We start from the raw sequence: 22,369 nt of genomic DNA on the forward strand, positions 1-22,369 counted from the left end.
CACCGACGCCCGGACTGCCGGAAGACCCGCCGTCCGGCCGGCTCAGGCCGGGCGCACGGCCATCGCGTCGAGGGCGGCGAGCAGGGACGGCAGGTTCGGTCCGCGACCGATCGGCAGGACCTCGCGGGGCATCTCGTCCAGCAGCACGAAGGCGATGTCGTCCGTTCGGGCGACGACCGACCAGCCCGGTCCGTCCGCCCGCAGTGTGCGCGCCCCGCCGGGAGCGAAACCCGACCTGACACGCCCGGGCGGTGGCGGCTCTTCCAGGTAGCGGTGCAACGCCGCCAGCACCCGCCGCAGCGGACCGTGCGAGTCGTCCGCCGGCCCGGTGTCCCCGGCCGCCCCCGGCTCGTGCCCGCCGGGCGCGGCCGGGGACACCGACGCGTCGTCAACGGCATCGGCCGGCACGAAGGCGTCCGCGCCGAGCTGCTCACGCCAGGCGGCCCACTGGAGGGCCACCTCGTCCGCGCCCATCCGGCGCTGCGCCGGCCCCCACTGGCCGGGATCGGGCGGCGTCAGTGGCGGGGACTCACCCTGCCCGGTCTCCGGGTCGTGCGGTGCGGGCACGTGCGGCGCGGCCACCGCCAGGGCGACGGGCCAGCCCGGCAGGGCGGCGACCACACTGCGCTCGTCGGGCGACAGGTCGTACTCCATGCCGCAGTCCCACGAGGCGATCGCCACGGCGACCAGCGACACGTCGTCGACGACGACCGTCCAGCGGGCCCCCTCGCCGTCCTGGCCGAACACCAGCCCGTACCCCTCGGCGTACGGCTCCAGCCCCAGAGCCGCACACGCCTCCGGGTAGTCGTCGCCGAGCAGGCTGGGGAACTGCGCGGGCGTCAGCAGTACGGCGGTCAGCACGTACAGCGCGTCGTCGTCCCCGACACCCGCGTCCACGGGTTCCGTCCCGTTCATGGCCGCCTCCCTCCCAACGTTCGTCGGCGCACCTTAACCAGCGAGTAACCCGCACGTCGAGAGTCCGGCCGCCCGGACACCTCACCACTCCGGCACGCGGACACACGCGGACGAGCCGCACCCCCCGGCCACACGACGGCCGGCACCGGACCCGGCGCCGACTCACGCCGGACCTCACGCGGACCTGCCGACTCACGCCGACTCACGCCGGACCTCACGCGGACCTGCCGACTCACGCCGGACCTCACGCCGACTCACGCGGACCTCACGCCGTATCGCGCCCTCGCCCCGCCCGCCCTCGGCCCCGGACAGCCGCCGGACGGTCCCCGCCGAGCGCGGACTCAGGCGGCCGGCAGACCCATGAGGCTGCGGGCCACGGTCCGCGGGGCCTCGTCGCGCTCGCGGGCGAGTGCGATCACCGCCCGGCACGCCAGTTCGCTCACCCCGAAGGACAGGGCCTCCGGCGACACCCATCCCGCCGCCTCGTCGATCGCGTCCTGATCGTCGTCGGCGCACGCGGCCACATAGGTCGCGGCGGCCTCGAATATGTTGTGCTGACGGGGACCGGAGCGCCCCGGACGCCCTCCGCCCCCCTGCTCGGAGCCGGGAACCGGGGAGGGGCCGGCGAACGCTCCGAAGGACGACCTGCAGAAGTTGAAGAACGTGCGGAGTCCGTTGAACACCGGGTCCACCTTCCCGCTGCGCGGCGGCACTCGCCACCGGTCCTGCGACGCTGGACCTCCAACGTAAAGTCCGGCCGGCGCCCGCAGAAGAGGACGGCCGATGACCGGCCCTCCCTTTTCGCTCCTCCCCGCTCCCGCCGTCCCCTTTCCCCGTGCTCCCGCCGTCTTCGTCCCCGCCCCGCGGCCGACCGCGCTCCGCGCCGGCCGGACGGCGGCGGGCGCCCGTCAACCCCCGCGTACGGCGAGGGCGAGGAACCGGTCGTCCTCGTCCACGTACGAGATCATGTGCCAGCCCGCCGAGGCCAGCAGCGGCCGCAGGTTCGGCTCGGCCCGCAGGTCGTCCGGGGCGAGCCGCCGTCCGTGCCGGGCGGCCAGCGCCGCGCGGCCGACCGGGTGGAACAGCGCCAGCCGGCCACCGGGCCGCACGACCCGCGCCAACTCCCGCAGGTCGTCGGCCGGCCGGGCCAGATGCGAGACGAGCCCCGAGCCGAAGACGGCGTCCAGTGCCCCGTCGCGGAACGGCAACCTCGCCACGTCGCCGAGCAGCAGCGTCCCGCTGTCCGCCCGCCCAGCCCGTGCCGCGACGGCGAGCATGGCCGGTGTCAGGTCCAGTCCGATCACGGTGCCCCCGGGCCCCACGGCCTCGCGCAGGTGCGGCAGCGCGCGGCCCGTACCGCACCCCGCGTCGAGCACGGCGTCACCGGGACCCAGTCCCGCGTCGGCGACGGCGGCGGCGAACCTCGGTCCGTCGTCGGGGAACCGCGAGTCCCAGGCCGCCGCGCGGGCGGCGAAGAACTCCTGGACGTGCGTGTGGTCATCGGCCATGGAGACATGATCCCCCACACCGTCACGGCAGTACGGGCACTCGTTCGAGCGTGCCACGATCGTTCAAGCGCCCATCTCTGTCATATTCCGTCGGCTTCCGAAACGCGCCCCTCGGGCGCGCCCCACAGGTCTAGCGTCCCTGGGCCATGGGACACCTGGACCACGCCACCTTCGGCTGGCTGACCCCCGCGCTGTCGTACGCGATGGCCTGCGTCGGAGCCGCCCTCGGCCTGCGCTGCACCGTACGGGCGCTCGAAGCGACCGGGGCGTCGCGCCGCAACTGGCTGCTCACCGCCGCGTCCGCCATCGGCACCGGGATCTGGACGATGCACTTCGTCGCGATGCTCGGCTTCGGCGTCACCGGCACCGACATCCGCTACGACGTACCGCTGACCGTGTTCAGCCTGGTCGTCGCCATGCTCGTGGTCGGCGGCGGGGTGTTCGCCGTCGGATACGCCCACGACCGCGTACGCGGCCTCCTGCTCGGCGGGCTCACCACCGGCCTCGGCGTCGCCGGCATGCACTACCTGGGCATGGCCGCCCTGCGCCTGAACGGATCGGTGCGCTACGACCCGCTGCTGGTCGCGCTGTCCGTGGCCATCGCGGTCCTGGCCGCCACCGCCGCCTTGTGGGCGGCCCTCCACATCACCTCGCCCCTCGCGGTGACCGCCGCTTCCCCGCTCATGGGGGCCGCCGTCAGCAGCATGCACTACACCGGCATGTTCGCCGTCAGCGTCGACGTCGTCCCGGCCACGGGCGAGCCGCCCGGCGCCACGGCGATGCAGTTCGTCTTCCCGCTCGCCGTCGGCCTCGGCTCCTACCTCTTCGTCACCTCCGCGTTCGTCTCCCTCTCCCCGACCGCCCAGGAGCGGGCCGCGTACGCCTCCGCCGGACGGCTCCCCGAACCGGCCACCACTCCCCGGACCCCATCCCTCGGTGGACCCCTGTAGGCGAGTGGCACGCACCGGCACCGCCCCGTGGCACGCACCGGCACCGCCCCGTGGCACGCACCGGCACCGCCCCGTGGCCCGCCCGCGGCGACCCCCCACACCTCCGGCAGCCACCAGCCGGCCACCGGCCCCAGCCCCGCAGCACGAACGAGGAGGCCATGCCAACCCCCCGTACGCCCCACGGCCCCGGATCCCGTCCGGGCCGGCGCGCCCACGCCGGACCACCGGTGCCGCCCCCGCACGCCCGCACCACAGGTCGCCAACGAGGGCGCCTGCGCCCGAGAACCGTCCGCGCCCGGATCATCGCGCTGCTGATGGTGCCCGTCGTCTCCCTCCTCGCCCTGTGGGGTTTCGCCACCGTCACCACCGCCCAGGACGTGGCCCGGCTGCGCGAACTGCGCCGGCTGGACGAGCGCATCCGTGAACCCGTCGCCGCCGCCGTCACCGCGCTCCAGGCCGAACGCGCCGCCGCGGCCCGCTGGATCGCCGCACTCGACAAGGAGAAGGCGACCGGTACCGGTACCGGTACCGGTACCACTACCGGTACCAGTACCAGTACCGGTACGTCCGCCACCGCCACCGCCGCCGTGGCCGAACTCCGGCAGCGGGCCCGGCACACGGATGCGGTCGTCGCGCGGCTGCTGCCGGACGGCCGGCGGACCGTCGCGGACGGCGGCGACCTGCCGAAGGAACTGTCCGGCCGAATACGGCGGTTCACCGACCACGCTCAGCGGCTGACCGGCCTCCGTACGCCCGCTCCCGGCCACGCGGCACAGTGGGACACCGTCTACACGCGGTACACCGACACCATCATGGCCGGGTTCGACGTCGGCGGCTCCCTCACCGCTGTCCAGGACGCCCACGACGGCTCCCACGCGCGCGTGCTCCTCGAGATGTCCCGCGCCGGCGAGATGCTCGCCCGCGAGGACGCCCTGGTCACCTCCGCCCGCTCGACCGGAACGTTCACGCCCCGGCGGCTGCGGCTGTTCACCGGTGCCGTCGAGACCCGCCGGACCCTCCTCCGGTCCGCCGCCACCGACCTCCCCGGGCCCGCGCGCGACTCCTGGGGCAGTCTCTCCGCACACGACGCCCACCGGCGGCTCATGGCCGCCGAGGACCGGATCGCCACCGCTCCGGCGGGGCGCGGGGCCGCCACCGCGGTCCCCGCCGCGACCTGGGACCGGGACCACGCCGCCGTACGCGACGCACTGACCGCCCTGGAGGCCGGCGCCCGCCGGGCCGCCGCCGACGGCGCCGGGTCCGCGGCGGGAGGCGTTCTGACCCCCGCCGGGGCGGCGGTCCTGCTCGGCCTCGCCGCGGTCGCCGCCTCCCTCGTCATCTCCGTACGCACCGGCCGCGCCCTGGTCGTCGAGCTCGTCACCCTCCGCAACAGCGCCCTGGGGATCGCCCGACACGAACTCCCGCATGCCATGCGGAGGCTGCGCGCCGGTGAGGAGATCGACATCGACGCCGAAGCTCCACCGGGCCGGCCGGCCCAGGACGAGATCGGCCACGTGGCAGAAGCACTCGGTACCCTGCACCGGGCGGCACTCGGCGCCGCCGCCGAACGGGCCGAACTCAGCCGGGGCATCTCCGGAGTGTTCGTCAACCTCGCCCGCCGGAGCCAGGTCCTCGTCCACCGGCAGCTGCACCTGCTGGACCGCATGGAACGCCGCGTGGACGACCCCGCCGAACTCGGCGACCTGTTCCGGCTCGACCACCTGACCACCCGGATGCGGAGGCACGCCGAAAGCCTCATCATCCTCTCGGGCGCGGCACCCGGCAGGGCGTGGCGGACACCGGTCCCCCTCATCGACGTCGTGAGGGCCGCGGTCTCCGAAATCGAGGACTACGCGCGTGTGGAGCTGCGGCACCTGCCCGAGACGGCGGTCACCGGCACCGCCGTCGCCGACCTCACCCACCTTCTCGCCGAACTCGTCGAGAACGCCGCCGAGTTCTCCCCGCCGCACACCAAGGTCCGCGTCACCGGCGAACCGGTCGGCAACGGCTACGCCCTGGAGATCGAGGACCGCGGCCTCGGCATGGGCAAGGAGGCACTCGAACGGGCCAACGGCCGCATCGAGCAGTCCGAGGCGCTGGACCTCCTCGACAGCGACCGCCTCGGCCTGTTCGTCGTCAGCAGGCTCTCCGCACGCCACGACATCAAGGTCCACCTGCGCCCCTCCCCGTACGGAGGCACCACAGCCGTCGTCCTGCTGCCCACCGCCCTCCTGGAGAGCGTCCCCCCGGCCGGCCGCGCCGAGACCCCGCCCGCCACCCCCGCACCTGCGCAGTCAGCCACCCACGCACCCGCCCCCGGCGCCACCCCCCGGCTTCCCGCCCCACCCCCACTCGCCCCCGCAGCTCCCACCCCCGCGCCGTTCCCCACCCGCCCCGGAGGACCCCCGCCCCCCGCCGTCACCACGCTGCGTCCGCCGCCCCGCCCCACGCCCGCGCCGTCACCCCCCGGCGTGCCGGGCCACCCGCCCGGCGACGGCAGGGGCGACGACCGGCAGGGCCTTCCCCGTCGCGTACGCCAGGCCCACCTCGTACCCCAGCTGCGCGAGGCACCCGCCCCCCGGAACGCCGATGGGCAACCCGCCCCGCGTGCGAACCACCCGGATCGGGCCCCGACCCCGCCCCCGGGCCGCGCCGCGCCCACCACCTCCGACGGGCCCGCCGGACGCACACCCGAACAGGTGAGGGCCCGGATGACCGCCTACCGCGAAGGCTGGACCCGCGGCACCAGCCGACCCGCCACCACCTCCGCCCCGGCCCCCGCCCCCCGCACCCACGCCCGCGGCAGCGAAGGAGACGAAGGATGATCGAGCACGAGAGGATCGCCCCCCACCACCCGTCCGGTGAACCGGACTGGCTCCTGGACGACCTGGTCGCACGCGTGCGCGACGTGCGCCACGCCGTCGTCCTGTCCGGCGACGGGCTCGCCGTGGGCGCATCCAGCGCCCTCACGCGCGAGGACGCCGAGCACCTCGCGGCCGTCGCCTCCGGTTTCCACAGCCTCGCCAAGGGAGCGGGCCGTCACTTCCGGGCCGGCGGGGTACGCCAGACGATGGTCGAGATGGACGACGCCTTCCTGTTCGTCGCCGCCGCCGGGGACGGCTCGTGCCTGGCCGTGCTGAGCGCGGCGACCGCCGACATCGGCCTGATCGGGTACGAGATGGCCCGCCTCGTCACACGCGTGGGCGAGCACCTGCACACCCCGCCCCGCACCACCGCCACCCCGCCCGCCGCAGGCTGACCGGAGACGCTCCATGACCGAGGACAGCGGCAGAGCGCCGCACACCGGCGCCCACTGGTACGACGCCGACGCCGGGCCCCTCGTACGCCCGTACGCGATGACCGGCGGCCGCACCAAGCCGGGCCCGAGCAACGTGCGCTTCGACCTGATCGCTCTCGTCGTCGTCGACGACGCGCCCGGCACCGCCGAGGAGGCCCTCCTCGGACCCGAACACCGCGCCCTGCTGTCCTTGTGCCGGTCCGAGACCCAGTCCGTGGCCGAACTGGCCGCCGACGCCGACCTGCCCGTGGGAGTCGTACGGGTCCTCCTCGGCGACCTCCTCGAAGCCGGACACGTACGGGTCAGCGGCCCCGTACCGCCCGCGCAACTGCCCGACGAGCGCATCCTGCGCGAGGTGATCGACGGCCTGAGAGCCCTCTGAGCACGGCGGGACCGGCCTCACGGCCCTTCCCGCGGCTCCGTGCCCCCCTGCCCGGACTCGGCCACCATCCGCAGGAACCAGTCCCGAGCGGCCTCCGCGGCCTGCTCCAGCGTCCCCGGCTCCTCGAAGAGGTGGGTGGCCCCGGGAATCACGCGAACCGTGCACGGAGCGACCAGCTGCCGCGCCGCGGCCTCGTTCAGCCGCAGCACCTCCAGGTCGTTACCCCCGACGACCAGCAGCACCGGGGCGCGCACGCCGGCGAGCGCCGGGCCCGCCAGGTCCGGGCGACCGCCGCGCGACACCACGGCCCGCACCCGCTCCGACCTCTCGGCGGCCGCCGCCAGCGCGGCCGCCGCCCCCGTACTGGCGCCGAACAGTCCCACCGGGAGACCGCCGGTGTCGGACCGGCCGCCCAGCCAGTCCACCGCCGCCGTCACCCGCCGTCCGAGCAGGGGAATGTCGAACCGCAACTGGGCGGTGCCCAGGTCCGCGCGCTCCTCCTCGGCGGTGAGGAGGTCCATGAGCAGGGTGCCCAGGCCCGCCTCGCGCAGAACCCCGGCCACCGCCCGGTTGCGGGGACTGTGCCGCGAGCTGCCGCTGCCGTGGGCGAAGGCCACCACTCCCCGGGTGCGGCGGGGCAGATCCAGGTCCCCGGCCAGGGTGACCGCACCGGCCGGTACGGAAACCGCGTGTGATGCCGTCGCCATCGATCCCACCTCCGGAGCCCGTCCGCCGCACGCCACGAAGCCGACCGCCCGCGAAGCCGACCGTCCACGAGGTTCGCCGGTCGCCACGAGGTTCGCCGCGCGGCGGCCACCGAGTACCCCACCATCAAGGCGGTACCCGTTGGCGCACCCCCGCCGGCGTCCGGGGCCGCGCCGCCCCGCAGGGCCGTGCGGGTCGAATCGCGCCGCCATATGAACTTCCGTACGACGGGAACGGTCACATCGCTCGAAAAGCGATCACATCACCCGGACGGAGCACCCTGCTTGCCATACTGCTGACCTCACCCCGGCGCCCCGTACCGACCCGCCCGGCGGTGCCCGCACCGGCGTCCGGTCCGCCGGCCCCGAGCCCACTCCTGAGAGGAGCGATCGATGGCCTCCGAGCGGTCCGACACCACCGCCCTCGCCCTCAAGATCCTGGTTGCCGGCGGCTTCGGGGTGGGCAAGACCACCCTCGTGGGAGCGGTCAGCGAGATCCGGCCGCTGCGCACCGAGGAACAGCTGAGTCAGGCCGGACAACTGGTCGACGACACCGGGGGAGTGGACCGGAAGACCACTACCACCGTCGCCGTGGACTTCGGGCGGATCACGATACGTTCCGGGCTGTCGCTCTACCTCTTCGGCACACCCGGCCAGGACCGCTTCTGGTTCCTGTGGGACGAGTTGTCCCAGGGGGCACTCGGAGCCGTCGTCCTCGCCGACACGCGCCGTCTCGACGCGTGCTTCCCCGCGGTCGACTACTTCGAGCACCGCCGTATCCCGTTCGTCGTCGCCGTGAACTGCTTCCCCGGAGCCCGCGCCTACGGCGCGCACGACGTGTCGCGCGCACTCGACCTCGACCACGGCACACCGGTCGTCCTGTGCGACGCTCGCGACCGAGACTCCGGCAAGGAGGTGCTGGTACGACTCGTCGAGCACGCGGGACGCGTGCACACCGCCCGGCTGCTCGACCCGGTCCCCTAGACCCCGGCCCCGCGCCCCGACCGGAGCCCGTCCCGCCCCCGCACGACCAGCAGGAGTGCTTGCCCTGCCCACGTCCGTACGCAAGGCTTACGTGACAGCGGGGAACGTGCGGAACGGGGAGGACCACATGGCTCTGGACAAAGGACTCGACTGGCTCCTGGACGACCTGACGAAACGGGTCGAGCACATAAGCCACGCACTGGTGCTGTCCAACGACGGCCTGGTGACCGGCGCGAGCACCGGACTCGCCCGCGAGGACGCGGAGCACCTCGCCGCCGTCTCCTCCGGGCTGCACAGCCTCGCACGAGGCTCCGGACGGCACTTCGGGGTGGGCCGGGCCCGCCAGACGATGGTGGAGTTCGACGAGGCGATGCTCTTCGTCACCGCGGCGGGCGAGGGCAGCTGCCTGTGTGTCCTCAGCACCGCCGAGGCCGATGTCGGCCTGGTCGCCTACGAGATGACGCTCCTCGTCAACCGCGTCGGCGAGCACCTCGCCGTCGGCGCCCGACAGCCCGGCGGCGCAGCACTCACCGACCGCTGACCTACGCCGACCTGCGACGACTTACCTCCGACTCGCGTCCGGCCAAGGTTATCCACAGGCCGGACGCGACCCGCCCCGAACACGCTACCTTCGTGACACAGCGTGATCGAGCCTCACGGGGGAGCCACCATGCCGGTCAAGGAAGCAGTCACCGAACACACCGTCAGCTACGGACGCGCGGCACACCGACTGGAGCTGCGGAAAAACGAGTTCGACCTCGCCGTCCACCTGGGTCACGTACGGACCGTGCCCGGCACCGACGGCGGGCGGCCCCGCGTGGCCGCGGCCGAGATCGAGCGGCTGCGCGCCGCACCGGACTTCCCGGCCGCTCTGCGCGACCGCGTCCGCACGGTCGGCACGAGAGGGGCGGCCGAGCTCGCCTCGATCACCGGCGACCGCTTCACCAGACTCGTCAAAACCGGACACCTCAGCCCGGTCGCCTTCTACCTCAACCGCTACCGGGCGGTCGTCTGGCTCTACATCGCCGCAGAGGTGAGGGAGTTCGCCGGACACCACCCCGAGCTGCTCACCGGCAGACTCCCCGCCCCGGTGCGAGCCAGGCTCGACGCGGGGGAGGACGTCCGGGCGCGCAACTGGCGGGCACGACGACTGGGACTCCTGCTCCGCCGCGCCGACGACCCCTGGGCGGCCGCGGCGGCCATCGCCTCGCTCCTGCCACCCGACGAGATCGCCGAGGTGGCCGCGGATCCGTACGAGCGGGCCCACCTCGACCTGCTCCGCCCCACCTTGGGGAACGCCCGGCCCGAGTCCCTGGCCGCCCGGGACATCATCGACCGGCTCCAAGTGGCCGACGACCCGGACGAGATCCTCTGGCACCGCATGAGCCTCGCACACGCACTGGAGGAGGCCCGGGCGCTCCGGCCCGCCCCCCGGCCGGACGCCGGCGGACACCGAACGACGCCCGCCCTGCGCCGGTCCGGCCGCACCGGTCTGCTGAACCGCCTTCGGCCGGGCAGGCGCAGGACGCCGCGGGCTCCTGCGGCCCGGGCATGGGCGACATAGGGGCGCGCCGGGCGTCAGCCGCGCGGCAGGACCGTCGAGAGCACCCCGGGAAGCGGGTACCAGTCGGCCGACACGACGCTGGCATGCCGCCCCGCCAGCAGAGCGACCCGGTCCCGGGCCTGCGCCTCCGTCGGTTCGGTGCCGTCGATGGCGGGCGCCACGCTGTGCGCGTCCGTCATCACCACGAGGTAGTGGCGGCTGTCGTACCACGCGGTGTCGATGGAGCCACCCGCATAGGCGGAAGCGTCGCCGTCGAACACGACGAACCAGGGCCGGATGCCGGTGTCCGCGTACCGGGTGCGGGGATCGCCCGCCGCCGCCCGGTGCACGGCGGGGAACGCGGCGGCCTCCCGCAGCCGCCCGCCGGCCGCCAGGGTCCGCAGATGTGTGGCGTACTCACGATCGGTCCACAGGGTGTCGAGGGGGTTGTCCTCCTCGACAGTGCCCGGAATCAGTTCGACCACGAACTTCCCCGCCATCGCCGAGCGGGCGGGCCATCCGTCGATCCGTGCGGCGGTGTCGAGATCGGGGTGACCGCCGGCCAGATCCGCCGGCCGGAACAGCGCGTCGCCCAGCCGGGCGTTGAGCAGTGCGTCCAGCGCCGCCGGGCCCCGGCCGCTGTTCGCCTGGAAACCGTCCTTCAACTCGAGCTTCAGCAGAATGGGCCGGTGTCCCGGATGGGCGTCGTGCCACGCCCGGATGTCCGCGAGGCAGCCGCCGAGGTCCTGGTTCCTCGACTTGGCGCGCAACTCACCGGCGTGCGCGGCGTTCACGCAGTTGTTGTCGTTGCCGAGGGGGTTGTTGTGGGAAACGCGCCACGATCTGCCGAACGCGTTCGTCCACACGTCGATCTCCAGCATGCCCGCCCCGGAGTCCAGCGCGTCGGCGAAGTAGGGGTACTTGGCCTTCTCATAGGCGTTGTGGACGCCCACCCCGGTGGAGTTCGCGTAGGTCAGTTGTTCCTGCTCGGCGGACCCGGAGGTGGTGGAGCGGTCCTGGCCCGGCGCGGCGCCGAGTGAGAGAACTCCGGCCAATACGACGGACGCGGCTGTCAACGCGGTACGCGACACCTTCATCATTGAGCCCCCTGCTCCGGATCGGCGTGCATCAAGTCGTGCGAAGCGTAGGGGAGTTGTCTGAACGAGGGGAGACCTGGCGGCTGCGGTCGTGCGAACGGGCAGGACGGGCTGAACGGGCGGGAACACCGGCCGACGGCGTTGCCGGCACGCCGGCCGGCGTGCCGCGCCCGGCCGCCGGAGCGGCCGTCGAGGCGTTCGGCCATGGACCCGGGCGACCCGGGCGACCCGGGCGACCCGAGCCGGGGCCGGGCCCGTAGCCACGAGAACGGGGGGAGGGGCGGGGGAGGGGAGGGGGGTACCCCTTCCGCGGCGCCTCCGACGGGGGACGTCCGCCCCGCCGTCCACCTCCACGGCGCCCGCCGACCCGACCGCGCTTCCCCCCGCCGGCCCGTGGCACGCCGCCCTCCTCCCTCGCTGGGACCGGTGCTCTGCCAGGGCTTGCCAGGGGTTCGGGTGGTCCGCCCGCGTGCGCCAGGGTCCCGGGGCGTGCACCATGGCCGCATGCTGCTGGCCCGACTCGCCGACGTCTCCCACCAGGTCGCCACCACCTCCGCGCGCTCCGCCAAGATCGCCGCACTGGCCGATCTGTTCTCCGCGACCACGCCCCAAGAGGCCCCGCTGGTCATCGCCTACCTCGCGGGACGGCTGCCTCAGGGCCGGATCGGCGTCGGCTGGAGCACCCTCAAGGTGCCTGTCCCGCCCGCAGCCGACCCCACGCTCACCGTCGCCGACACCGACGCGGCCCTGACCGCGCTCGCCGGGGTCGCCGGCGCCGGGGCCCAGGCGGAGCGGCAGCGGCTGGTGCGGGAACTGATGGGCGCCGCGACCGAGGCCGAGCAGCAGTTCCTGTTGCGGCTCCTGACGGGCGAGGTCCGGCAGGGGGCGCTCGACGCGATCGCCCTCGAGGGCGTCGCCAAGGCGGCAGCGGCGCCCGCCGCCGACGTGAGGCGGGCCGTGATGCTCGAAGGCTCCCTGCCGCGGGTCGCGCAGGCGCTGCTCGCCGAGGGGCCTGCGGTGCTGGAGCGTTTCCAGCTACGGGTGGGCAGCCCCGTCCATCCGATGCTCGCGCACACGGCCAAGAGCGTGACCGAGGCGGTCGCCACCCTCGGGCGCTGCGTCGTGGAGGAGAAGCTCGACGGGATCCGCGTCCAGGTGCACCGCTCGGGCGACGACGTCCGCCTCTACACCCGGTCGCTCGACGACATCACCGACCGGCTCCCGGAGGTCACGGCCGCCGCCCGCGGGCTGCCGGGGGACCGGTTCGTCCTGGACGGCGAGGTGATCGCGCTGGACGCCGCCGGCCGCCCGGTGCCGTTCCAGGACATCGCGTCCCGCGTCGGCTCACGTGTGGACGTGGCGACCGCGGCCGCCGCCCTGCCGGTGTCGCCGGTCTTCTTCGACGTCCTGGCCGCCGACGGGGCCGTCCTCGTCGACCTGCCCGGCGACGAGCGGCACCAGGTGCTGGCCCGGCTCGTTCCGGCCCCGATGCGGGTGCGGCGCACCGTCGTCGAGGATCCCGGGGACCCGGAGCAGACGAGTGCGGCGGAGGCGTTCTTCGCCGACACGCTGCGGCGGGGGCACGAGGGCGTGATGGTGAAGGCGATCGACGCCCCCTACAGCGCGGGGCGCCGCGGTCGTTCGTGGCTGAAGGTCAAACCCGTGCACACCCTCGACCTGGTCGTCCTGGCCGCCGAGTGGGGCCACGGCCGCCGCACCGGGCTGCTCTCCAACCTCCATCTGGGCGCCCGCGCCGCCGACGGCTCCTTCGTGATGCTCGGCAAGACGTTCAAGGGCCTGACGGATGTGATGCTCCGTTGGCAGACGGAGCGGCTGCGGGAGTTGGCGGTCGAGGACGACGGTTTCACCGTCCGCGTCCGGCCCGAGCTGGTCGTCGAGATCGCCTACGACGGTCTGCAGCGCTCCCCGCGCTACCCGGCCGGGGTGGCGCTCCGGTTCGCCCGCGTGCTCCGGCACCGTCCCGACAAGCCGGCGGCTGAGGCCGACCCGATCGAGCACGTCCTGACGCGTGGCACCGCTCCGCCGTCCGACGCGGCCTGACCGCCGACGCGCGTCCGACGGCGCTCGGGCACGCCCGCCGTCGTGCGGCGGGCGTGCCCGAGGGATGCCGGCGTGCCGGGTGCTCAGTCGTCCTGGGTGGTGTAGCGGTACCGGGCCCACAGCGGCAGGACGAACCAGCAGATCACGTACCAGGTCACCACTCCCGTGACCAGCCAGGGGACGAACGCGTCGTGCGTCGCCACCCGCAACACCAGGAACAGCGCCGATATCAGCGTCGCCAGCAGCAGTATCAGCCCGGTGAACGTCAGTCGCGACGCCCACACGACGGCCTGCGGCTTGATGCGCCGTCCCGACACGATGCGGTGGAACGCCACGGGGCCTATCAGTGCCCCGGTCGCCGAGGCACCCAGCGCCACCGTGGTGATGTAGATGGTCTTGTCGGTGCTCGACAGGTCGGCGAACTTCGGGGTGAACACCACCGTGAGCAGGAATCCGAAGAGGATCTGCACGCCCGTCTGGGCGACGCGGATCTCCTGGATCAACTCGGCCCAGCGCCGGTCCGCCCGTTCGTCCGGCGTCTCGTTGCGCCCCCGCGGCGCCGCGCCCGCCGTCCCCCCGTCCTCTCCGGACGTACCTCGCTCGTCATGCTCAGGCATGGTGTCCTCCCGGTCCGTTTCGCACTGGTCTTCTAACCCGGGAAGACCGGATCAAGCACCGGGCCCTCGCCGTACGGCACCCGAAGGAACTCGGCGGGTGTCGGGCGCGCGCAACGTGACCGGGGGCGGGGCAGCGCTCATGCTGGTAGGACCGGTGTCCTCCGGCGGGCGGCGGAACATCCCGGCGGCGCCCCGCCCGTCGTCCTCGTCCCGCCCGGGCGGTCGCGAAGGGAGCAGAGTCACGAGCGTGCCGCGCGTCTCGTACGGTCTGGGGCCGGCCGTCCGCGTTCGGGGCGCCGGGGGCCATGGCGATCTTCGGCGTCCTCGGCACGCCGACGCGGAGCAACCGGAGGCGGGATCGGTGGGTGCTCCTCATTCCGCCACCGGAATCGAAGGTTAAACCTCAAGTCCAGGGTGAGACTCGTGTCAGGCGAGTGACGGAAGTTCAGGAACGGAGAGGTCATGACACGAGCGGCGGTGTTCGACGTCGACGGCACCCTTACCGACACCAACCACCTGCATGTGACCGCGTGGTGGGAGGCGTTCCGGCAGGCCGGGCACGACGTCCCCATGCACGCCGTCCACCGTGCGATCGGCCTGGGCTCTGAGGACCTGATCGCGCGTCTGCTGGGAGAGGACCGGGACAAGGAGCAGGACGCCGCGATCAGCGCCGCCCATAAGACCCTCTACGGAGCGTACTCCGACCGGCTGCCCGCCTTCCGGGACGCCGGCCGCCTGCTGAGGACCCTCGCGGGCGACGGCTGGACGGTCGTCCTCGCGACGTCCGCCGGCGGGGCCGAGCTGTCCGCGCTGCTCCGGGCCATCGACGCGGACGAGGCCATCACGGCCACCGCGAGTGCGGACGACGTCGAGGAGGGAAAGCCCGCGCCCGAGCCGGTGCGCCACGCGCTGGAGCTGGCCGGGGCGCCGGCCGAGGCGTCCGTCTTCGTGGGCGACACGGTCTGGGACATGAAGGCCGGCACCCGCGCGGGCGTCACCTGCGTGGGCCTGCTGTGCGGGGGCATCCCGGGCGCGGACCTGACGGAGGCGGGGGCCGCCGTGTTGTACGACGACCCCGCCGACCTGCTGGCGCACCTGGACCGCAGCCCGCTGGGCAAGGCCGCGGGGGCGGGAGGCTGAAGGCGCGCCGGACGCGTCACTTACCGAGCTCGCGCTGGAGCTCCGACTTGTTCATGGACGACCGGCCCTGGACGCCCTTGCGCTTGGCCTCTTCGTAGAGCTGGTCGTACGTGGGGCCCTTGGGGCCGTTGCCGCCGGACCGCTGGCCGCCCCGCTTGGAGGAGGACATGTCCTGCTTGGACGTCTTGCTCGCGGTCTTGGACTCCCCGGAGCGTGCCCGTTCCTTGTTCACCGTGCGGGCCGCGATCTCCTCGGCCCGCTTCTCGCTCGCGCCGCGCTTCTTGGAGCTTTCCTTGATGTGCTCGTACTGGCGTTCACGCTTCGGGCTGGATCCTGCCGGCATGCGTTCCTCCTGACGGTTCCTCTTGCGGACCCCCCTGCTCCTCCTCACCCTCGTACCAGGCACCCCCCTCCGCAAACGCGCCGCGGAAGATCCTGATTGACGGGCCCGCAGTGAGGTATTCGTGCCTGTACCGGTAGTCGACCGGACCCGAGGAGTGGAGCGACGTGGAGAGCAACGGAACAACGAACCACCCGGCGGACTGCGACGTCAGCGTGCAGCTCAGTGACTGTGGACGCCAGGACGCGACGGCCGTCTTCGAGGCGCTCGACCGCGTCTTCGCGGGTCGCGACATGCCCTCGCCGGGGCCCGAGCAGGCCCATGACCGCGAGCCCACCGTATGGATGGCAACGTTCGACAGCTCGACCCGCCGGGAGAACGAACCCGCGCCGTCGCAGCTCGGCGCGGAGGTCACCGCCCTGTTGACGGGCGACCAGCAGGCGGTGGCGGCGGTGGAGAAGGCGATCGGTGAGCTGTTCGAGGTGAGGTCCGCCACATCCGTGTCGGGCGAGCACGAGAGGGAGGCGCGCCTGCTGCTCGCGCCCCGCCAGGTCACCCGCTGACCGCGAGCGTACGAGCACGGATGAGCACATGAACGCGACACGTACGACGAGCACGTAAGCACGACGAGCCACGAACCGAGCACGACGGATCACGAACGCGGAACCACACGAACCGCAGAACGCATCGAGGCCGCGGCCCGCCTGTTCGCGGGGCCGCGGCCTCGTCGTGTCCGGCGCCCGGTGTCATCTCGGGCCGCCCCGGCCGACCGGGACCAGCCGCCCCGGCCGACCGGCGCCCGCCGTCCCGTCAGGGGCTCGTCGTCACGTTCCGCGTCCGGTGGTGGAGGCGGCGAAGTCGATCTCCTTCGCCTGCACCGTCCGGGCGCTCATATTGCGCCGCATCATCTCCAGGGCGGCGTCCGCCAGTGACTCGTGGATGTGGGCCACCGCGTCCGTGGGCACCGTCACCTCGATGTGCCGGATGTGCGCGTCGAGCGCCGAGTACAGCACGCACTGCTCGGTCACCTGACCGCACAGGACCAGGTGGTCGACGCCGAGCTGTGCCAGCAGGTACGCCAGCGGCGTCTCGTAGAAGACCGAGTGCCGCGCCTTCACCACGAACAGCGAGGAGTCGTCCGGCTGGAGGGGTTCCACCAGTTCGGCGTACGGCCCGTCCAGAGCGGTGCGCAGGATCTCGCCATGGTGCGACCGCCACTCGCCGAAGTTGTCATTGACGTAGATCACGGGTACGCCGTGCTCCCTGGCCCGGCTGAGCAGGTCCACCATGACGGGCAGAGCCTCGCGCACCGAGGGCAGGAGCAGTTCCGCGTCCTCGTGCTCGTACGTGTTGATCATGTCGATGACGACGAGCGCGGTGTTGCCCGCCGTGTCGCGCGCTCGCCGTCCTGACGTTCCGGTTTTGGACGTGCCCATGGCCGCCTCCTCAGGCGAACGCGTCGCGCAGCGCGGGCAGCAGCTTCTTGGCGGACCAGTCCAGGAAGGCGGGCTGTGAGTCACCGCCGATCTGGACGAGCGCGATCTCGGTGAAGCCCGCGTCGGCGTACGGCTTCACGGCGGCCACGAAGTCGTCCGGGTCGTCACCGCAGGGGATGGCGTCGGCGACGTCCTCGGGCCTCACGAACTGCGTCGCCGCGTCGAACGAGTCGGGGTGCGGGAGCTCGGAGTTGACCTTCCAGCCGCTGCCGAACCAACGGAACTGGTCGTGCGCACGGCGTACGGCGGCCTCCTTGTCCGGGTCGTAGCAGACGGGCAGCTGGCCCACCCGCGGCTTGCCCTCGCCGCCGTACCGGTCGAAGGCGTCGAGCAGGTCGCCTTTGGGCTCCGTCGCGATGACGAGGTCGGCGAGGCGGCCCGCCAGCTCGCAGGATCGCCGGCCGGAGACGGCGAGACCGATGGGCGGCGGCTCGTCGGGGAGGTCCCAGATCTTGGCCGACTCCACGTCGAAGTGGGTGCCGTGGTGGGTGACGTGACCACCCTCGAACAGGGCCCGGATGATGCCGACGGCCTCTTCGAGCATCTCGTGCCGTACGTCGACCGGGGGCCAGCCGCCGCCCACGACGTGCTCGTTCAGGTTCTCCCCGGACCCCAGTCCGAGCCGGAACCGCCCCTCGGACAGCAGCTGGAGGGTGGCCGCCTTCTGGGCGACGACGGTCGGGTGGTACCGGAAGGTCGGACAGGTCACGTACGTCATGAGCGGGATGCGGGAGGTCGCCTGCGCGGCGGCTCCGAGCACCGTCCACGCGTGGGGCGCGTGGCCCTGCGAACGCAGCCAGGGGAAGTAGTGGTCGGACGTCACCGAGAAGTCGAAACCGACTTGCTCCGCCTGGACGACGTGGTCCACGAGGGCGCGGGGCCCCGCCTGCTCGGTCATCATCGTGTATCCGATTTGTACCATAAACTCGCGATTTCCCTGAACGGCTCGTCGAAAACCTGGGGTGCGCCGTCGCGGCCGACCCGGTATACACGCTGTGTATACACCGTGTGTAGAGTGCGGGTCGACCGGCCGGGCCGCCTGCCGGTCGGACCCTCCCCTACCGCGAAAGAGAGATCTCCATGCCGTTCGGCAAGAAGTCGCCGCTGCGTCGTAAGGCCGCCGTCCCCGCCCTGGCCGTGGTCTCCTCGCTCGTCCTCGCGCTGGGCGGCTGCTCCTCCGGCCGGGTCGCGCCGGCCGGTGCCCGGTCCGACGCCCAGGGGGAGGCCGGCCCGGTCGACTGCCGGAAGCTCACCTGTATCGCGCTCACGTTCGACGCGGGCCCCGGGAAGGACACGCCCGAGCTCCTCGACATCCTCAGGGAGGAGAACGTCCCCGCCACGTTCTTCCTGCTGGGCAGCAAACACGTCGACCGGTACCCCGACGTGGTGCGCCGGATCGCCGCCGAGGGGCACGAGGTGGCCAACCACACCTGGAGCCACCGCATTCTGACCGACCTCGAACCCGGGGAGATACGCCAGGAGCTGTCCCGTACGCAGGAGGCGATAGAGAGGCTCACCGGCCGCACGCCCACGCTCATGCGCCCGCCCCAGGGGCGGACCGACGACACCGTCTCCGGGATCAGCCGCGAGCTCGGCCTCGCCCAGGTGTTGTGGAGCGTCACCGCCAAGGACTACTCGACCACGGACTCCGCCCTGATACGGCAGCGGACGCTCGACGGCGCCAAGAGGGACGGCATCATCCTGTTGCACGACATCTACGACGGCACCGTCCCCGCGGTGCCCGGAATCATCGACGAGCTGAAGAAGCGGGGCTTCACCTTCGTGACCGTGCCGCAGCTGCTCGCCCCCGCCAAGGCGGAACCCGGCACCGTCTACAAGCCATGAGAGCAGGCCCGGCGGGGTGAGGTGGCCCACACCGGGAACACCCCAGGATGGTTGACCGTTCATCCAGATGTGGTGATGAAGGGGCCCGTGTCCCCGGCCCCCCGCCGCGAGGACCGCCCTTCGCGCCACGGCGACGAGCCCCGGCCGGCTTCCCCCCGGCCGGCCGGGGTTCCGTCATTCCCCCCTGTCACGCCATTCCCCCCTGTCACGCCATTCCCCGCTGTCACGCCATTCCCCTGCGTCACATCGTTCCCGCCGGGAACGCCGTCCCTCGTGAAGCGTTTCCCTCCCGTCACGCCACTCACTGCCGTCCCTCGACGTCGTTCTCGTCCCGCGCCCTCCCGCCCGCCGTGCGACGCTGCCCCCAGGACGCGACGCGCGGGCGCCACCCGCCGGAACCACGACGCAGGCAGCACGACGCAGGCGGCACACAGGCAGCACGACGCGGCAGCAGGCCGGAAAAGCGCTACGACTGCAGGCAGCAGAACCCGAAAGCAGACACAGGCGAGGCGGCAGTACGCAGGACGTCGCAGAACCCCAAGGAGCGCCGCGATGACGCAACAAGCCCGGGAACTCCTCGAAGCCACCGCACACGCACTGGCCCCGAGGCAGGGTGCCAACCGGCTCGTCGCCGCGATCGCCGACGGCACGGCCGGGCGCATCGCGATCGGCACCCTTGCCCTGGAGCAGCGCCACATCATCGCCTCCGACCGGCGGTCCTTCCTCCACCTCGCCGCCCGCGCCGCGCCGCGCCCCCACGCCACGGCGCTGTTCACGACCCTCGCGGAGGGCGAGGCCCTGGCCCAGGACCGCCTGGGCCCGCTGCTGTGCGGCTGCGGGCTCGACGAGGTGACGGCCGAGGCGTACGAGCCGGAGGCGGGCTGCCAGGTCTATCCCGCGTACGTCGCCTGGCTCGCCCTCCACGGCGACCCGGCGGACGTGGCCATCGCGCTGTACGCCAATTTCGCCGCCTGGGGCGGCTACTGCGCGACCATCGCGGCGGCGCTGCGCACGCGCCACGGGTTCACCGACGAGGCGTGCGGCTTCTTCGACTTCTTCGCCCTGCCGGCGCCCGCTCTCCTGGACCAGGCCGTCGCCGCCGTCCAGGAGGGCCTGGACGGCGGCCACGTCACCATGCCCGCCGCACTCCGCTACGGCCGGCTGCTGCAGTCCTACGAATCGATGTTCTGGGACACGCTGTCGCCCGAGGCGACCGGGCACCCCTGACGACACGGCCGCAGCAGGCGACGCGTTCGCCACAGCCGGATACGGGTACCCGCGCTGCGTTCGTTCCCCGACAGGCGGACAACGGAGGCGTCATGGCCGTGCGACACCAGTTGATCAAGAGGCCCCCCGAGGCGGTGTGGGCCGTCCTCGAAGACCCGTCGCGCTACAGCGACTGGGTCGTCGGCACCTCCTCGTCCCGGCCCAAGAAGGGGGACTGGCCGAAGACGGGCTCCACCCTCGAGTACACCGTCCGCGTGGGCCCCTGGACGGCCGACGGCGAGACCGTCGTCCGGCTCTACGACCGGCCCCGCTGCCTGGAGCTGGAGGCCAAGAGCGGCGCCCTGGGGACGGCCAGGATCGCCATAGAGGTGCGCCCCTGGGGCGACGAGACGCTCGTCGTCGTCGACGAGCACCCGCTGCGCGGTCCGGGCGGTCTGCTGCACAACACCGTCATCGACGCCCTGCTCCAGCTGCGCCACCGGGCCATGCTCCGCCGGCTCGCCGACGTGATCGAGGGGGAGACCAGGTGACCTCGGGCCCCGCCCCGCCCGCCGCGGAGCCCGACACCGTGCCGGACGCCGTGGTCATCGGGGCGGGCCCCAACGGCCTGGTGGCCGCCAACCTGCTCGCCGACGCCGGCTGGTCCGTCGAGGTCCTCGAAGCCCAGGACGAACCCGGCGGCGCGGTCCGCAGCGACCGGGGCGTCCACCCGGACTACGTCAGTGACGTGTTCAGCGCCTTCTACCCGCTGGCGGCGGCCTCCCCGATCCTGTCCCGTCTCGACCTGCACGAAGAGGGCCTCCACTGGAGCCACGCGCCGCGCGTGCTGGCCCACCCGCTCCCCGACGGGCGGTGCGCGGTGCTCGACCGCGACCGCACGGCGACGGCGGCCGGCCTGGAGCAGTTCGCGCCCGGCGACGCCCTCGCCTGGGACCACCTCTGCGACATCTGGGACCGGCTCGGCGCCGACATCGTCGACGCGCTCTTCACCCCCTTCCCGCCGGTGCGCCCCACCGCGCGGCTCGCCGCCCGGCTGCGTGCCGCGGGCGGTCTGCGGCTGGCCCGCATGATGGCGCTGCCCGTGCGGCGACTGGCGGAGGAGGAGTTCCGCGGCGAGGGCGGCAGGCTGCTGCTGGCCGGCAACGCCCTGCACGCCGACCTGGCTCCCGAGGCGGCCGGCAGCGGGGGCTTCGGCTGGCTGATGGCCATGCTCGGCCAGGCGTACGGCTTCCCCGCGCCGGTCGGCGGGGCGAGCGCGCTGACCGACGCCCTGGTACGCCGCCTCCAGCGGCGCGGCGGCGTGGTGCGCTGCGGCGAGCGGGTCGTGGAGGTGACCGTCCGCGCCGGGCGCGCGGTGGCGGTGCGCACGGCGTCGGGGGAGACGGTGCCGGTGAACCGGGCGGTCCTCGCCGACGTGGCGGTGCCCGCGCTGTACGGAGACCTCGTCGCCCCCCGGCACCTGCCGTCCCAGGTACTCGACGACATGCGCCGCTTCCAGTGGGACTGGGCCACCTTCAAGGTCGACTGGGCTTTGTCGGGGCCGGTTCCGTGGACGGCCGGTGAGCCGGCGGCCACCGCCGGAACCGTGCACGTGGCCGACGGGATGGACGACCTCACCCGCTTCTCGGCGCAGCTCGCCATGCGTGAGGTACCGGACCGGCCGTTCCTGCTGTTCGGCCAGATGACGGCCGCCGACGCCTCCCGCTCCCCGGCGGGGACCGAGTCCGCGTGGGCCTACACCCACGTACCCCACAGCGTCCGGGGCGACGCGGGCGACGACGGCATCACCGGCACCTGGGACGCCCGGGAGCAGGAGGCGTTCGCCGACCGGATCGAGGCCCGGGTCGAGCGCTTCGCGCCCGGATTCCGCTCGCTCGTCCGCGCCCGGCGGATCCTCGCCCCGCGGACCCTCGAAGCGATGGACGCCAACCTGTACCGGGGTGCTATCAACGGTGGCACCACCGCCATGCACCAGCAGCTCTTCTTCCGCCCCGTGCCCGGCACCGGGCGACCTGAGACCCCTGTGGAGGGCCTCTACCTGGCCTCCGCCGGCGCCCACCCGGGAGGCGGTGTGCACGGCGCTCCGGGCGCCAACGCGGCCCGTGCGGCCCTGCGCAGCTCCCGGCCCCTGCGGCGGGCACTGAGCCGCGCGCAGGCCGCCCTCGCCGGCCGTGGCGCCCGCGCCGTGTCCGGCCCCGAGGGCCTGCCGAACCCCGAGTGAGCGAGCGGACCCCGGCGCGGGATGCGTCCCGCGCCCCGGCC

The 22,369-nt window shown here is 73.5% G+C and carries 23 protein-coding genes; 14 read left to right on the forward strand and 9 right to left on the reverse strand.

The window, feature by feature from the left end; all coding sequences use genetic code 11:
• Positions 1–42 precede the first annotated feature (42 nt).
• The 3 genes from IE109_RS20250 to IE109_RS20260 form a co-directional block, all read right to left on the reverse strand.
• Complete coding sequence (locus IE109_RS20250) at positions 43–915, reverse strand: hypothetical protein (RefSeq protein WP_189552331.1); 873 nt, start codon at positions 913–915, stop codon at positions 43–45.
• 341 nt (positions 916–1,256) lie between these two features.
• Positions 1,257–1,598 (reverse strand): hypothetical protein, encoded by a 342-nt coding sequence (locus IE109_RS20255; protein ID WP_229891301.1) that lies wholly within the window; start codon positions 1,596–1,598, stop codon positions 1,257–1,259.
• Between the two features lie 225 nt (positions 1,599–1,823).
• Positions 1,824–2,423, reverse strand: coding sequence for a class I SAM-dependent methyltransferase (locus IE109_RS20260; protein ID WP_189552333.1), 600 nt, complete (start codon positions 2,421–2,423; stop codon positions 1,824–1,826).
• A gap of 146 nt (positions 2,424–2,569) precedes the next feature.
• On the opposite strand from IE109_RS20260, the gene IE109_RS20265 reads away from it, so the two are divergent.
• The 4 genes from IE109_RS20265 to IE109_RS20280 all read left to right on the forward strand — a co-directional run bounded on the left by IE109_RS20265 (position 2,570) and on the right by IE109_RS20280 (position 7,053).
• Entirely contained in the window at positions 2,570–3,373 is an 804-nt protein-coding gene (locus tag IE109_RS20265; RefSeq protein WP_189552334.1) for an MHYT domain-containing protein, read from the forward strand.
• 158 nt (positions 3,374–3,531) lie between these two features.
• The gene (locus IE109_RS20270; protein ID WP_189552335.1) at positions 3,532–6,198 is read left to right on the forward strand and encodes a sensor histidine kinase; all 2,667 of its coding nucleotides are present in this window, start codon (positions 3,532–3,534) and stop codon (positions 6,196–6,198) included.
• Positions 6,195–6,632 carry a roadblock/LC7 domain-containing protein gene (locus IE109_RS20275; RefSeq protein ID WP_189552336.1) on the forward strand — a complete coding sequence of 146 codons (438 nt, stop codon included), beginning with the start codon at positions 6,195–6,197 and terminating at the stop codon, positions 6,630–6,632. The genes IE109_RS20270 and IE109_RS20275 overlap by 4 nt, the downstream gene beginning before the upstream one ends.
• A 13-nt stretch (positions 6,633–6,645) precedes the next feature.
• Positions 6,646–7,053 (forward strand): DUF742 domain-containing protein, encoded by a 408-nt coding sequence (locus IE109_RS20280; RefSeq protein WP_189552337.1) that lies wholly within the window; start codon positions 6,646–6,648, stop codon positions 7,051–7,053.
• A 17-nt stretch (positions 7,054–7,070) separates the two neighbouring features.
• On the opposite strand, the gene IE109_RS20285 is transcribed toward IE109_RS20280, so the two are convergent.
• Complete coding sequence (locus tag IE109_RS20285) at positions 7,071–7,760, reverse strand: dienelactone hydrolase family protein (protein ID WP_189552338.1); 690 nt, start codon at positions 7,758–7,760, stop codon at positions 7,071–7,073.
• Positions 7,761–8,150: 390 nt separating this feature from the next.
• On the opposite strand from IE109_RS20285, the gene IE109_RS20290 reads away from it, so the two are divergent.
• From IE109_RS20290 to IE109_RS20300, 3 genes are all read left to right on the forward strand, one after another.
• The gene (locus tag IE109_RS20290) at positions 8,151–8,741 is read left to right on the forward strand and encodes a GTP-binding protein (protein ID WP_189552339.1); all 591 of its coding nucleotides are present in this window, start codon (positions 8,151–8,153) and stop codon (positions 8,739–8,741) included.
• 127 nt (positions 8,742–8,868) lie between these two features.
• Positions 8,869–9,282 (forward strand): roadblock/LC7 domain-containing protein, encoded by a 414-nt coding sequence (locus tag IE109_RS20295; protein WP_189552340.1) that lies wholly within the window; start codon positions 8,869–8,871, stop codon positions 9,280–9,282.
• A gap of 129 nt (positions 9,283–9,411) precedes the next feature.
• Positions 9,412–10,305: a DUF6397 family protein gene (locus IE109_RS20300; protein ID WP_189552341.1), complete on the forward strand. Its 894-nt coding sequence runs from the start codon at positions 9,412–9,414 to the stop codon at positions 10,303–10,305.
• A gap of 14 nt (positions 10,306–10,319) precedes the next feature.
• Here IE109_RS20300 and IE109_RS20305 read toward each other — a convergent pair whose 3' ends face one another.
• Complete coding sequence (locus IE109_RS20305; protein WP_373297742.1) at positions 10,320–11,381, reverse strand: phosphatidylinositol-specific phospholipase C domain-containing protein; 1,062 nt, start codon at positions 11,379–11,381, stop codon at positions 10,320–10,322.
• A gap of 504 nt (positions 11,382–11,885) precedes the next feature.
• Here IE109_RS20305 and IE109_RS20310 point away from each other — a divergent pair.
• Complete coding sequence (locus IE109_RS20310; RefSeq protein ID WP_189552343.1) at positions 11,886–13,442, forward strand: ATP-dependent DNA ligase; 1,557 nt, start codon at positions 11,886–11,888, stop codon at positions 13,440–13,442.
• An 83-nt stretch (positions 13,443–13,525) separates the two neighbouring features.
• On the opposite strand, the gene IE109_RS20315 is transcribed toward IE109_RS20310, so the two are convergent.
• Entirely contained in the window at positions 13,526–14,059 is a 534-nt protein-coding gene (locus IE109_RS20315) for a DUF6328 family protein (RefSeq protein ID WP_189552344.1), read from the reverse strand.
• A gap of 462 nt (positions 14,060–14,521) precedes the next feature.
• Between IE109_RS20315 and IE109_RS20320 the strand changes: the two genes are divergently transcribed.
• Positions 14,522–15,199, forward strand: coding sequence for an HAD family hydrolase (locus IE109_RS20320; protein ID WP_189552345.1), 678 nt, complete (start codon positions 14,522–14,524; stop codon positions 15,197–15,199).
• A 16-nt stretch (positions 15,200–15,215) separates the two neighbouring features.
• Here the strand turns inward: IE109_RS20320 and IE109_RS20325 are convergent, their stop codons facing one another.
• On the reverse strand, positions 15,216–15,542 hold the full coding sequence (locus IE109_RS20325) for a plasmid stabilization protein (RefSeq protein WP_189552346.1): 327 nt from the start codon (positions 15,540–15,542) through the stop codon (positions 15,216–15,218).
• 164 nt (positions 15,543–15,706) lie between these two features.
• On the opposite strand from IE109_RS20325, the gene IE109_RS20330 reads away from it, so the two are divergent.
• The gene (locus IE109_RS20330) at positions 15,707–16,102 is read left to right on the forward strand and encodes a hypothetical protein (protein WP_189552347.1); all 396 of its coding nucleotides are present in this window, start codon (positions 15,707–15,709) and stop codon (positions 16,100–16,102) included.
• A gap of 261 nt (positions 16,103–16,363) precedes the next feature.
• Here IE109_RS20330 and IE109_RS20335 read toward each other — a convergent pair whose 3' ends face one another.
• Together IE109_RS20335 and IE109_RS20340 are read right to left on the reverse strand one after the other, a co-directional pair.
• Positions 16,364–16,975, reverse strand: a complete 612-nt coding sequence (locus tag IE109_RS20335) for a cysteine hydrolase family protein (RefSeq protein WP_189552348.1) — start codon at positions 16,973–16,975, stop codon at positions 16,364–16,366.
• Between the two features lie 10 nt (positions 16,976–16,985).
• Positions 16,986–17,957: an LLM class F420-dependent oxidoreductase gene (locus tag IE109_RS20340; protein ID WP_189552349.1), complete on the reverse strand. Its 972-nt coding sequence runs from the start codon at positions 17,955–17,957 to the stop codon at positions 16,986–16,988.
• A 158-nt stretch (positions 17,958–18,115) separates the two neighbouring features.
• Between IE109_RS20340 and IE109_RS20345 the strand changes: the two genes are divergently transcribed.
• The 4 genes from IE109_RS20345 to IE109_RS20360 all read left to right on the forward strand — a co-directional run bounded on the left by IE109_RS20345 (position 18,116) and on the right by IE109_RS20360 (position 22,328).
• Complete coding sequence (locus IE109_RS20345; protein WP_189552350.1) at positions 18,116–18,880, forward strand: polysaccharide deacetylase family protein; 765 nt, start codon at positions 18,116–18,118, stop codon at positions 18,878–18,880.
• A 552-nt stretch (positions 18,881–19,432) separates the two neighbouring features.
• Positions 19,433–20,107, forward strand: coding sequence for a transcriptional regulator (locus IE109_RS20350; protein WP_189552351.1), 675 nt, complete (start codon positions 19,433–19,435; stop codon positions 20,105–20,107).
• Positions 20,108–20,199: 92 nt separating this feature from the next.
• On the forward strand, positions 20,200–20,637 hold the full coding sequence (locus tag IE109_RS20355) for an SRPBCC family protein (RefSeq protein WP_189552352.1): 438 nt from the start codon (positions 20,200–20,202) through the stop codon (positions 20,635–20,637).
• Between the two features lie 38 nt (positions 20,638–20,675).
• Positions 20,676–22,328: a phytoene desaturase family protein gene (locus IE109_RS20360; RefSeq protein WP_189552412.1), complete on the forward strand. Its 1,653-nt coding sequence runs from the start codon at positions 20,676–20,678 to the stop codon at positions 22,326–22,328.
• The last annotated feature ends 41 nt before the right edge of the window (positions 22,329–22,369 follow it).

This window comes from Streptomyces lavendofoliae (assembly GCF_014649735.1).
GTDB classification, from domain to species: Bacteria; Actinomycetota; Actinomycetes; order Streptomycetales; family Streptomycetaceae; genus Streptomyces; species Streptomyces lavendofoliae.

Coding starts and splice junctions, on each gene's coding strand:
- IE109_RS20305 (WP_373297742.1), bottom strand. CDS start 11,381: ATGAAGGTGTCGCGTACCGCGTTGACAGCCGCGTCCGTCGTATTGGCC.
- IE109_RS20315 (WP_189552344.1), bottom strand. CDS start 14,059: ATGCCTGAGCATGACGAGCGAGGTACGTCCGGAGAGGACGGGGGGACG.
- IE109_RS20290 (WP_189552339.1), top strand. CDS start 8,151: ATGGCCTCCGAGCGGTCCGACACCACCGCCCTCGCCCTCAAGATCCTG.
- IE109_RS20355 (WP_189552352.1), top strand. CDS start 20,200: ATGGCCGTGCGACACCAGTTGATCAAGAGGCCCCCCGAGGCGGTGTGG.
- IE109_RS20285 (WP_189552338.1), bottom strand. CDS start 7,760: ATGGCGACGGCATCACACGCGGTTTCCGTACCGGCCGGTGCGGTCACC.
- IE109_RS20280 (WP_189552337.1), top strand. CDS start 6,646: ATGACCGAGGACAGCGGCAGAGCGCCGCACACCGGCGCCCACTGGTAC.
- IE109_RS20300 (WP_189552341.1), top strand. CDS start 9,412: ATGCCGGTCAAGGAAGCAGTCACCGAACACACCGTCAGCTACGGACGC.
- IE109_RS20250 (WP_189552331.1), bottom strand. CDS start 915: ATGAACGGGACGGAACCCGTGGACGCGGGTGTCGGGGACGACGACGCG.
- IE109_RS20295 (WP_189552340.1), top strand. CDS start 8,869: ATGGCTCTGGACAAAGGACTCGACTGGCTCCTGGACGACCTGACGAAA.
- IE109_RS20345 (WP_189552350.1), top strand. CDS start 18,116: ATGCCGTTCGGCAAGAAGTCGCCGCTGCGTCGTAAGGCCGCCGTCCCC.
- IE109_RS20320 (WP_189552345.1), top strand. CDS start 14,522: ATGACACGAGCGGCGGTGTTCGACGTCGACGGCACCCTTACCGACACC.
- IE109_RS20310 (WP_189552343.1), top strand. CDS start 11,886: ATGCTGCTGGCCCGACTCGCCGACGTCTCCCACCAGGTCGCCACCACC.
- IE109_RS20275 (WP_189552336.1), top strand. CDS start 6,195: ATGATCGAGCACGAGAGGATCGCCCCCCACCACCCGTCCGGTGAACCG.
- IE109_RS20335 (WP_189552348.1), bottom strand. CDS start 16,975: ATGGGCACGTCCAAAACCGGAACGTCAGGACGGCGAGCGCGCGACACG.
- IE109_RS20350 (WP_189552351.1), top strand. CDS start 19,433: ATGACGCAACAAGCCCGGGAACTCCTCGAAGCCACCGCACACGCACTG.
- IE109_RS20265 (WP_189552334.1), top strand. CDS start 2,570: ATGGGACACCTGGACCACGCCACCTTCGGCTGGCTGACCCCCGCGCTG.
- IE109_RS20340 (WP_189552349.1), bottom strand. CDS start 17,957: ATGGTACAAATCGGATACACGATGATGACCGAGCAGGCGGGGCCCCGC.
- IE109_RS20325 (WP_189552346.1), bottom strand. CDS start 15,542: ATGCCGGCAGGATCCAGCCCGAAGCGTGAACGCCAGTACGAGCACATC.
- IE109_RS20260 (WP_189552333.1), bottom strand. CDS start 2,423: ATGGCCGATGACCACACGCACGTCCAGGAGTTCTTCGCCGCCCGCGCG.
- IE109_RS20270 (WP_189552335.1), top strand. CDS start 3,532: ATGCCAACCCCCCGTACGCCCCACGGCCCCGGATCCCGTCCGGGCCGG.